Here is a 12831-nt window from a genome sequence, read left to right as displayed (position 1 = left end):
TTTCCTGTCTATGTAGCTATGGACGTTTGCCATACGTCTTAGCTACAACTGCTTTTTCCGATAAAGCTCTATCAATAAGCACTATCACTTGATAGCTGGCAAATAGCATCACAAAAATCAAAGCTACATGGTGTCTTAAAGCCATATAAAACACTTTTCTTACCAGTTTAGTAAAACCTCCTAGCTTTTTTATCTCATCATAAACGTCCTCTATATTCTTCAACGTTAAGACTTTCGGTCTATAAATAGAATTGTCATCAATTTTGTCTATAGAGGCTTAAAAATACAGCAAGACGTCATTCACTGTCGCTTAGTTTAAGTCTTTGCCCTAAAACCTCATAAATTGGCTTTCAATTATTAGTTGGTCCTCGTAAAGTATTAGTGGAGGTCATCTGAAGGATATATGTAAAGAGTAGTTCATCTACAAGACACTGAATAATTGAGGAAGATATGGATAGGATATCAATAGCTAAGCTTCAAAAAAACACAGTGACGATACATCCAGATATCGTTAGTTTGTTCGATATTTACGTTAATCATATTCGACCTTCAATGGATAGCCATAATATAGAAATGGAGCAAAACCGAGTCTTCTTCAGACCTACATTATTTATTAAAGAAAAGACAGTATGGTCGATGGTCAATAATTTCGAACTCCACTTCTTAAAACCGTTTGAAATAGATCAGAAAACAGCCAGAAAGGATGTGAGTATAGGTAGTATAAGTGAAGATCAGTTGGTGTTTGGCATACCTTTTTATGAATTGGTTGACATCATCGCACGGTATAAAAAGAGCTTAGATATAAAACTTATCTATAGTTGCTTAAATGAGATTTTAACTGCGAGTATCAATCAAGAGTTATTCAACAAGAATACCTTTCCCATCACTACGTTTTGTCAACTCATAAACATCAATGAGCAAACCTATCATAGACGTCCTTCTGAGAGTGTTTTATGATGGAAAATACTGAAAGTATTGATGAACAGTTAGAATGGCTTAGTACTCAAGCAATGACAGATATCGTTAATACACTTAACGATGATGAAACATTTACATATCCAGAAGAAGTTTTAGCTGCCATATCTGCCATAGTGATTGCAGTAAATGATAGCTATGTATATCCGGATGGCTCTGTTCAAAATTTGTTCGAGCGTATCGTACAGATATTACAGAAGCAACCAGTGGCTCGCCGCTATATGGAGACTAGCAAATCAGCACTGGCACAAAAGCCGCTGATGATGCAGCTACTCATTCTCATGCAGAACCCTATAAACAGAGTCCCCCATGATTTTCTAAGAAGAAACCTGATTTGGCTAGCTATAGCAATGCACACCAGCGTACTGCTGATGCCGAATGGTATAAAAAAGCACACTGATAATATATTAATGCAGTTTAAACAAGCTCAGTTTTCAAGCTCTATAAGACGAACGTGGATTTGGCGTGAACTACCCGACTTGTCTCAGATGACCATAAGTGTGGAGTACATATCTACCATTCTCAATAATCTATTAGAGCAGAAAAAAAGTGAGCTTGAAGCATTAACTAACAACCCTATTAGTGACTCAGTCAAAGCAAAAAACGAAGAATCTATAGCAAAGGCTAAGCTTGGCCAAATAGATAAAATAACGATTGCCTACCAGCACGCATACAATTTACAGGTAGCAAAACCTAAGCGTAAAAAACCACCAAAAAACAACAGTATCAAGCCTATAAAATTATCCGATGATACTCCGATATATTTGGCTGGTTCCAATCCATTGACTCATAACTGGGGTAGTACACATAGCGATAATAACTGGAGCAGTACACCGGATGATATCGAGCATAATACTACTGCTGTAGATCTGGAGTTTTTGGACGCCCATACCGAAACTCACGAAGGGTTAACAACGAGTTTCGAAGAGTATGTCGATCACAATGAAGCACCTTATATTAGCTACGACAACTATCCTGACCCTCTCATACAACAGTCTATACCACTACAAAATATTGATTTGTCACTGCAGCAAAACTATATGTCTCAGCGCAATCTTGCGCTCAATTCTAATACACGACTGCTCCCTCTTGTTGGTTACCAATCACTGTTTGCTGCACTACACCAAGACGCCAAGTCTTTACCAGAAGCAGAAACATATAAAGTCTGCGCTGGTATTCTATTACTCTCAATGCTCACTGGTCTTCCATTTAAATCGTTGCTCATATCAGGTTATATCGGACATCCTAGTATTTTTGGTATATACGATAAAAGAGCTTACATCAAACATAGCCTTGGTATTACTAAACGCCCTATTAGTCAGACATTAACAAAGCAAGATTACGAAAACCACTCTGATGACATCAAAATCCCACTACCCTTATGGCTAATTGATAACCTGATTGCTTGCAAATTGCCTGTGAAAGCGGACTTTATAGCTTATCTCGCTGACTTACGTGGTAGCCTTGGTCTATCTTACCTTTCAGTCAATCGAATAGAAACGGCTTTACACGTCGTACTCTCTCGCTATACGCCAAATTGCCATGCACATATCGCCGATATTATTTGCCGCACGGCCGCGCCTCATGCTCCAGCAATGTACTACAGCAGCCATACCAGTGAGGAACTCCTTGCACACTATAAATCAGCATTGAGCGTATTTAATAGTCATAGTGACTTTGACTTAACTTATATCACCCCTTGGCATAAATATACGGTGGGCTCAGCATTTGCGCTGAAGATTGGAACAGTTTGCGACATCTTAAATGAGATGAAGTACTGGACCGATCAAAGTTCAAACGATGAGGAGCACTTTAATAGAACCAGTCTCTTTGTATGGTTTGTCTTTTGCCTTTTAACTGGCGTGCGACCAAATAATGGTCTTGGAAAAATGTGCGATATCGATCTCGATATGGGCTGGCTTGTTATCAATGATAAACCCGTTAAAAAAGTGCAAACTGATCGGCTAATTCCATTATGCCCTACTATTGTACGCCTTCTAATAGAATATAGAGACTATTTGAGTGACTATGAAACTAGACATCCATCAAACCAGAAAATCAGCGAAACTATTAAGAATATTGGCTTAGGTAACGATGAAGCACTATTAAAGCTCTTATCTGCAAGTATAAATCACTTAAAAGATATTAAGCGCGGTGATGCCTATCATATGACTAAAGATATTATTGATGCCAATCCTTATTGGACAAGGCACTTCGTACGTACGCAGCTTGAGAAACGTGGCGTTCAGCTTCCACTCATTAACACTATTATTGGTCATGAAAAGTCTCGACAAGAAGTATTGGGACGTTTCTCATCGTGCAGTAAAGCAGATATCAGGCGTGTTGCACCTATATTTGAGCAGATGGCTGAGTATTTAGGGTTAAATATTATAGAAATTAAAAGCTATTCTAAACTCAGTCGTATACAGAGAAGACATATAGGGGTAGAACATGCTAATAGATAATATCCATCTGCCAAAAATTACTGATGGTTTAGCAAAGTTTGATGGTAGAAAAAAACGCTACGTGCCTTATCCATCTATACTCAAAGACAGTGACACGGTAAGGATACGTGAGATACAGCTACTCGCCGATTTACAGACCGAATGGGAACTCTTGCTTGAAATACATCCTGGCAACGTTAGGTTCGTCCAATCTTTTAATAAACATTACAAGCAAGTGCTTTGGCCAGATATTCGCACCTTTTTAGCTATACCGAGTCCTGTAGGTTTTTCTGATAGCTTATGGTTGCCAGCAAGCCAGATGCTAGGTCAATTTCAGCGTGACTTTACTAAAAAGCTAAAACCATTGTCTGAAGAAGGGTTCGATAAGTTTCAAGCTATCGTTCAGGATAAAGTTTCTCAAGCTTATAAAACCTCCAAGACACTAAAACGAGCATGGCAAACCGTCAGTCAGTTTATCGATTATCAAAATCAATGTTACATGCTTGCTGAGCATCACTATCCTAAGATAATCGCGCCACAGCCTATAAAGTTTAACCCATTAATTACTGATAAAAGCTGGGTTAAAAACGGTAAAGTGCTAGTCAAAATTGTTCGCGCAGTAGAGCATAATTGGGAGCAAACAGCCGATTATAGCCAAGATCAGATTATAGGCTGGCTGATATTCTCAGGAATTGTGTATGGCGGTATCAATGAGGTGCAAATGCTACAAGGGTGGCTTACCTCATTGCTCGCCAAAGAGTATCAGCCATTTATCAAAGAAAGGATAATGGTCTCGCCGCGCTTTGTGCAAAAGCGCTTTGGTAACGAGCGCGAAGAAGGTAGTGACAAGCTTTATAACACCAAGCAAATCGTTGTAGATATGGTCAGTCAGTGTTGGTTGATGAATTACCATAAAAGCAGCAGTCCAGCAGAGACCACACATATCATTGCCAAGCTGTCAGAAGATAAGATCAAACAATACTTGACCATGGTTTTGTCTGATTTGATCAAGCCTTTAAATATTGACTTGCTTCCCTTTCTAAGGTTTTTACGTTACGCCAGTTATTACTGGGAGGGTCTCGATGACGCTGATATTGATCATGCCTCAGTTGGGGTACTGCGAGGTATGCATAACACTGCAGGACTGAGTACGCCGGACTTTTATCGGTTTTTGAATCAGAAATATCAGCATACAAATGAACCTTATGATCTAGAACATATTTTAACGCTGTCTATCAGCAAAAACTCTACTAATCAAAAAGAAAAAACTAACATTTCCACCAAAAAGATAGAGGTTAGAAAGTCTGATTTGATTGTAAATCTCACTAAAGACTTCAAAATGGATGAAAAACAGAAAAAGCAAAAAACTAGTAAAAAGCCGCCTACCCTTATCGAAAGAGTACAAAAGCGTTATAAGCAATACGATGATTTAAGTGAAAAGATTTTATTAGATTGGGTACTCAGTTTGCTAAGCCGAGAAGCACCACCGAACAACGTAACTATTTTGAAATATATTAAAACCATAGGCTATGAGTGGTTGTATTTTACAACAGCGCAGCCGCTTGATATTTGGTCAGAGGAAGAGTTTGAAGAGCTCTATGAAGATATTTTAGAATACAAAGCTGTCGTACGAAACAATACTGACATTGGATATTCTGCCAATTTATTAAAGAGTATGCACAATTTTGCTAAGAGCAAATACAACCTTCCCTCCGTGAACTTTCAACACGCCAAAAATGGTCGGCGTGTACGTGCGGAGCTGATATCACCGCAAGTGTACCAAGCCATTATTACGCAGATACTGGGTTCTGTAGATATATTGGAGCGGGAGATGTTCGCGCTTTTATTTATCTTAGTCTATCGTACTGGGATGCGCAAAAAAGAGCTGTTAGGACTTAAGTATAATGACATCGAAGGTCTAAAGGCAGCCACACCCTCAGTGGTGATCAGGCCCAATAGCTATCGTCCAACTAAGACTCAAAGTAGTATTCGCCGCGTTCCCTTATTTGCCCTATTAAAGCCTAATGAACTGAGTTTTTTTATTAACTTTGTGCAAAGTAATATCGGCGGCAATTCAAGCAAATTTATCTTTACCTTATCATCAGAGCAACGCCCTATTGATGACCATGTTCCGTTAAAGTTACTCAAACGAATCTTAAAAGACATATCGGTAGATGATAATGTAGCAGAGCATACCTTTCATGGGTTTAGGCATACGGCAGTGAGTAACCTATCTCTGGTGCTAGTAGGCCATTCAGATCTCGTAGAAGCCCTTACCGATTATGACGAAAGCGACGTACTCCGCATCAAACAAGGCATACTCGGAGAGCATATCAATGCACAAGATCGCTGGTATGCTCTCTCAGGTATTATGGGCCACTTATCGCCTGAGCGGAGCTTTGAGTATTACAACCATTTTGCCACACTGATGGCGACCTATACGCTTAGTAAAGCAGATATAACATTGCCAGAGCGGACGCTGTATAACGTAACAGGTTTTACGAACAAAAAGCTTAAGGAGAATAATGCGACTGTTCGTAATAGTAGCGTCAGCATACCTAGTATTCGTACACTCTTATTTAAAAATATTATAGAAGGAAAACGCAAGTCACCTAAATTTACGATCGAAAGCCGTGATAAGCAATTTCTCTTGAGTACCAATACGCCAGCTAATAATGAGCTGTTTGGTCGTTATGGTTTAAACCGAGTTCAACTGCTACTACAGACCTATGATAAAGAGATACCTTTAAGTAAAGCAGCCCAGTTAGCAAATATTTCTATTCACGATGCGAACATTTTAATAAAACGTGCCAACGAAGTTGCCGCTATCACTACCAAACGCGGCAAACCTCGCTTTGTTAAGTTATCAGATTCAAATACCCCTGTAATGAGTCCACTGAACATTCAATACCAAAGTGATTTAAGATTGCTATCGCTTTTGTTAAGTAATGCCTATCGTCTACGAGAAAAGTCAGGGGCTGACTGGACTTGGTTGATTGAGATATGTCGTGAAAAACTGTCTGTTAGCAGAGCATACCTACCATTTAGAACAGAAGATGAGAAGAAGTTGCAGCGTTTCATTGATATTGCTGGGAAACTGCTACCTTTGAAGCGTTGGCTAGTGAGTAGCAACGAAACTTTATTGATGAAAACTATGTCATCTACTGACTATCAAGATATTAAGCAGCAATCTAATGATTCGAAAAATGCTCTCCATATCGGTATTGCTAGTCAAGACCATAGAGAGCAAACGAATAAATGGCAATACTCACCGCTACTACGGTTTTTTGTACATATGATGCTGATTACAGATGAAAAGCTATCTATCAAACATAATGAATTATCTAATAGTATTTAAATACCATTCATGGAAAAACCCTTGAACAGATTGTTGCCTTAGAAAGTTTGAGATGGGAGTATTTATTTGAGCTGGCAACTCTACCTGTGAAAAAGGAGTTAGTTGTTAATGTCATGTCAAAGATTGATTATGAGCATGATCAGATTGAAGGCATTTGGTTGAGAAACGATGGAGTCATTAGCTTATCGAATAATGATGACTTTAGTATCATTGATGAAAATAAGAATGTAGAACAGAGATACTTAGATATTAATAAAACAATCGAAGATACTAATAGTCTTTATATTATCGAACCTAAATCATGTGAATAAAAAATAGCTAAGCTGGTAGTTTTCAGAATATCAAAGCAACCCAAAATCTTTTGCGACAAGGATAGCACTTGTCCATACAGGTTGATAAAACGCTGCCAGTAGCAAACCAACGACTGCCGCATTGATGATTCCTAGATACTTTGGAAAATCGCTAATTGTTATAGCAAACAATGATGGTTCGATTAACTCGTTTTGCTTGGAAGTATAGCGCACATTACTGTTTCGAATAAGGTGTAATGTATTGCCGTTAGTTCGTCCAAGAATATACCAAGTCGACTCTAAATAAAAAATAGCGCCCAAAATAGGCGCTATTTTTTATCACTCTGAATAATGATTTTCAACGATGGTATAGATAGAGTTCGTTGGCAAAATAGCTTCTTGCCCTCATATATCTCGAATACCATCCGCTATCTTAATCATGCGTGGCTTGCCATGCACCCATTGAACCTAGGTAGATATCAATGTGCTCAAAACCACGACTGGCAAGCCACCCTGCCGCTATCGTCGCTCGTGCACCGCTGGCGCACATCAACGTATAGTGGCGACTTGAGTCAAGCTCGTGCCAACGCTCGTTGAGATGTCCGACATAGATGTGCTGTGACCCTTCAATTGCATTGGCATTTCGTTCATCAATATCGCGCACATCGAGCAATGTCCAATTCTCAGCTTCGGTTAGACGGTCTTCAACCTCAGACGTATTGATCATAGGGGTTTGTTGCATCTGCTCACCTTTAGCAGCAGCAGGAACGACACCGACATAGCCACCTACGACATTGTCGAGGGCAATTCGTACCAGATGCGCCATCGCAGTAGCAAGCTGCTCTTCATCAGACGCAATCAATGCCAAACTTTGCCCTTCTTCAATAAACCACCCAGCAAATGCAGGAAGCATATTTACAGGTAGACTCATAGACCCATGCAGGTGACCTGAGGCATAGGCCATTGGTTCACGAATATCGATAAGATGATCGGCACCGCAGCTATTAAGTTGATCGAGCGAAAGATTACGAGGGCGCATAACGACTGGTGGGGCTTCACCACCTTCCATATTTAGTCGCTCCATTAACCTAAAGTAAGCTGGTTGGTAATGGTTTTCGCTCACTTTAAAATCAATAAAGTCATCACGGTCTGTGATCTGTAAACGCGGATTGTTCAACCTTTCGTGGCCGACGGTAGAAAACTCACGCTCTGCCATCCCTGAGCCACAGACTGACCCAGCACCGTGAGCAGGATAAATAATGGCTTGATCGCCAAGCGCTAAAATACCTTGTAGTGAATCATAAAGCAGGCCTGCCACTTCTTTGCGGCGATCAGGATAGAAGTCAGTACGCCCAACATCTCCCACAAATAACGCGTCGCCAGTAAAGACACCAACCGCTTTTTCTGGGTAGGCGGTATCAAACAGAGCATAGGCAAGATGATCGTCAGTATGGCCGGGCGTTTCTAATACGCGAATTTCAAGTTGACCAACGGTAAAGCAATCACCATTACGCGCCGTCTTAGCATAGACAATTGGTCGCTCTGGATTGGGGCCATGTAATACAGTGGCTCCTGTCATTTCTGCCAAAATTGGTGCACCAGAGACCAAGTCTTCATTACGATGAGTCTCAAAAATATGAGTGATCCGAAGTCCTGCTGCGCGTGCCTTTTCTACATATATCGCGCAGTCACGACGCGGGTCTATCACCGCAGCTTGACCACCAGAACCCACTAAATAAGAGAGGTGTGAAAGACCAGGTGTTTTAATCTTTTCCAAAAGCATCATTGTATCCTTATTATTATAATTTAAATCAGACGGCTACTTTCTATAGCGAGCTATCATTAATTAGCTCAATAGCAAAGAGCTATGTGAACTTTTTAAAAGTACCATATTATTTTAATGCTTATCAATATACGATAACATATATTAACCTAGTCGAACCCTTAAATACCTATGGCAATTTAGCAAGTACCATTTCATTATGATTCTCATCTGTCCCAAATTGCTTGTCTCTTAAAGGTAGGTAGTAGTTTTGCAAAAGCAAGTTATTGTCACTCTATCCATCCACCCTTTATGCTACAGTCTGAAAATCTTTATCAATATACTCTTTGGAATAATATTACATTGGCTAAAATCATATTTGTATATGTAATAACCCCAGTTCGGGATAAGCCAGTGCTTAAGTTGTTGATACTATTTGTATAATTATTATCTGACCTTATAAAGTCATGCTTTTGACAGTAGTTTATAGAGAAGCCTGTCTTCAAAGACTTAGCTGGTCTTCAAGAGTAATAGAAAATATCAATACTATCAGCAGCTTAATGAATCACTTATCCCGAACTGGGGTTATGTAATATTTAATTGGATCATGTTTTTATCAAACCAAATAGGATGGTCTTCGTGAAACTACCTTTGATTAAATTTGCCAGCTTAATCGGTATTGTATCTTTAACAACCACTGCCTGTGCTCAGCCTAATGAAGGGGCCACTAGCAACCGAACAACAAGTCAAAGTATAGAAAATGTAGAAGTGTCTGACACGATGACTCAGTCCTTGGACAGTTATTTGCGCCAAGTGCTCACGCAAGCAGGTATCAAAACGCAGATTACTTCTATTGCGCCCTCAAACTTGCCCAATATGTATCAGGTCAATTTGGCAGGACAAGCGCCATTACATATCACTAAAGACGGTAAATATGTTATTCAAGGCGAGCTGCAAAATAACCCAAGCAAGCAGGTAGTGACCAAAACATTGCCACGCAGTAATAAAGAGCAAATAGGTCAACCAGTCAGTACAGCCATCAAATCAGCAATGCTTGCCAACATGAGTGCGCTCAAAAATATGAGTACCAAAACACCACTTTTTTATACTGCTGTACCAGGTGTAATTTGGGGTGCTACTTTAGAGGGCGTACCATTTTTGCTCTCAGATGATGCGCAATATATTACCGATGGTGAGATATCTGTGATAGAAAATGGTCAGTTCGTGGGTCTGGATACAGAATTTGAGCAACGAAAAAACCAGTCGGTATTGGCGACATTGGACGATAAACAGCTGATTCGCTACCCCGCCACCAGTACCGAGAAAGCGGTGATATATGTGGCTGACGACGTCAATTGCCCGTATTGCCGTCGATTGCATCAGCAAATACCCATGCTTAATGCAAAAGGCGTGACAGTCAACGTGATCGGCTATCCGATCTATGAGCAGTCACCCGCGCAAATGCGCGGTATCTGGTGCCAAACTGATGCAAACAGTCGTCGGCAAGCGTTTGATAAAGCCATGTTGCAAGGTGAGATGAAGCCCGCCTCTGCCAGTTGTGAGGTCGATCACGTGACGCCAAATCGTGACAAAGCGGCAGGCCTCGCTGTAATAGCGACACCTGCTATTTATCGTGAAGATGGCGTGCTGTATCAAGCAAGTTTCGAGAGTCCTGAGTTTCTAGAGTTTTTAGGCGTAGAGTAATTAACTATAGTCGATTTATTTTAAAATCGAGACAGTGCGACTGATATGACTGACTGAGCACAGTGCTTGAAGATACACTCTCTACTATCGTAGCCCCTGTCTGCAATCACCGCTTTAGTCTGGTTGTTGATTGTGCTACGTATCAACGCCTTTGCCACCTTAGAGTCATGTACTTGCCCACCTGACAGCTCAACATGTATAGGGTTGCCACAAGCATCGACCACTAAGTGCAGTTTGCTGCTATTACCTGCAACGCTTTTACCAATGGCCTTATCAAGATGACTGGCTGCGCCTGTACTATGCTGATGAGCTTTTGCCATTTACCGGTTTTACGCCAGTAACGGTATTGATGATATATTCTAGACCAATGAACAAAATAAGAAGGTAAGTCTCGCCATGGACAGCCTACTCGTATGCGGTACAACATGCCTTCAACGGTACGTCTTAGATTGGGCTTGTTATATACGTTAATTTGTCGCAATATAATAAATAGCTTGTGCCAATGTTCATCGTTGAGCTTGGTGCGAGCCATAAGTGATGCCTTGTTTCTTTGTTGTGGTAAACATTACAGTAAGGCGTTGCTTATTTTTTCAATGTTTTCTAAATTCTATACAGCCCCTAATAAGTTTTTTAACAAATAGGAAAAATAAATCGCCCTGTGAGAATCATCCATAGGGCGATTTTTAGTTGTGTCAATAGATACTTGAAGCAGTACGATACCAACGATCTTTCAGTTGATCAGATTGTCGAACTCAACCTCCATGATAAGCATTAGCTTTTAGCTTAATCATTGATGTCGAATCAATTTATACAATAGAAGTATTTTATTTATGACATAAAGAACGGCAGAGCTTAAATAAAGTCTTTGTCTAATACCTTTTTAAAAAATCACATTACCCTTGAAGACTTTGAGCCATCTGACGACAGTATGCTGCTAGGTTATCAGGTAAGTCATTTGGACAGACACCGCACTGCTGATTGCCAGGTACTGCATGATCTATAAATTTGGGATATGGCAGATTTAAGTTATTCATAATAACTCTAAATTCTTCGAGAGTTGTATCACCACCAAGCCTTGGATTGCGCTTTTTTTCCTGAGCGATTGAAGAAACAAAGCGCTCTTTATAGTCATGCGCAGGATAGACTAGCGTCTCATCTGGTAAAGAGAATAACTTTTGGCGCACCGAGTGGTACAATGCATCGGAATCACCATGCTGAAAGTCAGTTCGGCCACACCCTTCAATGAGAAGAGCATCACCAGTAAATACGCGGTCATTGTACAAGTAAGCAAAATGTCCTGCCGTATGACCTGGTGTATGTAAAGGCTGCAAAGTAATACCATCGACCTCAAATGGGATACCTTCTTCTAGCCCAACATCCGCACATGCCAGTCGGTCGTAGGCAGGTGCAGCGATTTTACTACCAACGGCCCGCTTCATCTCTAAAGCTGCCGTGATGTGATCCGCATGAATATGTGTATCAACAGTGTAAGCCAGTTTCAGACCTAATTTATGTACCTCAGCTAAGTCGCGATCCATCGTTGCAATCACAGGATCGATTAGTACTGCCTGTCCTGTATTGATATCTCCGATGAGATAGGTATAAGTACTAGAGAGTGGCTCATATAGTTGTCGAAATATCATAATAAAACCTCGTTTAGTGATTTAATATTAACAGTAGTAGAAGTCATTCAAAATAAATGCCGTGCTAATAACCATCTATATATAGCACTTAACAAGGCTCAAGGCTTACTAATCTTGTTTGCATTAATCGTTGACGACCAAGGTAAACCAGCATTTTGCCAACCGTTCACTATGCGGAATCCCTCCATCTTACCCTCTTTTACTGCACCTCCTTGAAAACCATGATCGATATACTTCACATTTGAAAACCCTTGCGAAAGTAGATAATCTGCACTTGGTTTACCACGTTCTGAGCCAGAACGGCACATCGTCACAATGAGAGAATCCTTATCAAGTCCTTTAGCTTCTAGTGCCTTTTCAATCTCATTGACAAATTCTGGATTACTTTGCATAGCAAAGCTGCCTTTACTTTCATTGAACTGAGTGCGATTAGCTACCTTAAAAGGGATATTAATATCCACAGCATCCGTAAAGCCAACAAACATGATTTCTATAGGATCTCTTATATCAACAAATAACAACTCATCAGGATGCTCCTGCACAAAGCTCCATACCTCCTGTGGTGGCACAGATAACGCATCTTCCGCGCTGGCAGAAAAAATCATACCAAACATAAGGAATAACGACAAAATAATGGTTTTCATGCTCTCTCCAT

Annotated in this window: 8 protein-coding genes and 1 pseudogene; 4 read left to right on the top strand and 5 right to left on the bottom strand. The window is 40.3% G+C overall.

The window, feature by feature from the left end; translation table 11 throughout:
- Positions 1-450 precede the first annotated feature (450 nt).
- From ACHUET_RS11495 to ACHUET_RS11485, 3 genes are read left to right on the top strand one after another with little or no spacing between them, the layout of a single operon-like run.
- Positions 451-957 carry a hypothetical protein gene (locus ACHUET_RS11495; protein ID WP_394212943.1) on the top strand — a complete coding sequence of 169 codons (507 nt, stop codon included), beginning with the start codon at positions 451-453 and terminating at the stop codon, positions 955-957.
- Complete coding sequence (locus ACHUET_RS11490; protein WP_394212941.1) at positions 954-3440, top strand: hypothetical protein; 2487 nt, start codon at positions 954-956, stop codon at positions 3438-3440. Before ACHUET_RS11495 ends, ACHUET_RS11490 begins: the two co-directional genes overlap by 4 nt.
- Positions 3427-6777 carry a tyrosine-type recombinase/integrase gene (locus tag ACHUET_RS11485; protein ID WP_394212939.1) on the top strand — a complete coding sequence of 1117 codons (3351 nt, stop codon included), beginning with the start codon at positions 3427-3429 and terminating at the stop codon, positions 6775-6777. Before ACHUET_RS11490 ends, ACHUET_RS11485 begins: the two co-directional genes overlap by 14 nt.
- 341 nt (positions 6778-7118) lie before the next feature.
- Here the strand turns inward: ACHUET_RS11485 and ACHUET_RS11480 are convergent, their stop codons facing one another.
- Together ACHUET_RS11480 and ACHUET_RS11475 are read right to left on the bottom strand one after the other, a co-directional pair.
- Positions 7119-7301: a hypothetical protein gene (locus ACHUET_RS11480; protein ID WP_394212969.1), complete on the bottom strand. Its 183-nt coding sequence runs from the start codon at positions 7299-7301 to the stop codon at positions 7119-7121.
- A 199-nt stretch (positions 7302-7500) separates the two neighbouring features.
- Complete coding sequence (locus ACHUET_RS11475; RefSeq protein WP_394212937.1) at positions 7501-8853, bottom strand: MBL fold metallo-hydrolase; 1353 nt, start codon at positions 8851-8853, stop codon at positions 7501-7503.
- Between the two features lie 606 nt (positions 8854-9459).
- Between ACHUET_RS11475 and ACHUET_RS11470 the strand changes: the two genes are divergently transcribed.
- Complete coding sequence (locus ACHUET_RS11470; protein ID WP_394212936.1) at positions 9460-10533, top strand: disulfide isomerase DsbC N-terminal domain-containing protein; 1074 nt, start codon at positions 9460-9462, stop codon at positions 10531-10533.
- 38 nt (positions 10534-10571) lie between these two features.
- Here the strand turns inward: ACHUET_RS11470 and ACHUET_RS11465 are convergent.
- The 3 genes and pseudogenes from ACHUET_RS11465 to ACHUET_RS11455 all read right to left on the bottom strand — a co-directional run.
- A pseudogene (locus ACHUET_RS11465) lies at positions 10572-11065 on the bottom strand (transposase); the annotation flags it as partial.
- A gap of 361 nt (positions 11066-11426) precedes the next feature.
- On the bottom strand, positions 11427-12176 hold the full coding sequence (locus ACHUET_RS11460) for an MBL fold metallo-hydrolase (protein ID WP_394212934.1): 750 nt from the start codon (positions 12174-12176) through the stop codon (positions 11427-11429).
- Positions 12177-12274: 98 nt separating this feature from the next.
- Positions 12275-12820, bottom strand: coding sequence for a rhodanese-like domain-containing protein (locus ACHUET_RS11455; protein WP_394212932.1), 546 nt, complete (start codon positions 12818-12820; stop codon positions 12275-12277).
- Between the last annotated feature and the right edge of the window lie 11 nt (positions 12821-12831).

Origin of the sequence: Psychrobacter piscatorii, from assembly GCF_043641605.1 — a bacterium.
GTDB lineage: Bacteria > Pseudomonadota > Gammaproteobacteria > Pseudomonadales > Moraxellaceae > Psychrobacter > Psychrobacter piscatorii_C.
Note: the sequence above shows the minus strand (reverse complement) of the source record. Positions and strands in the feature narration are given on the sequence as shown.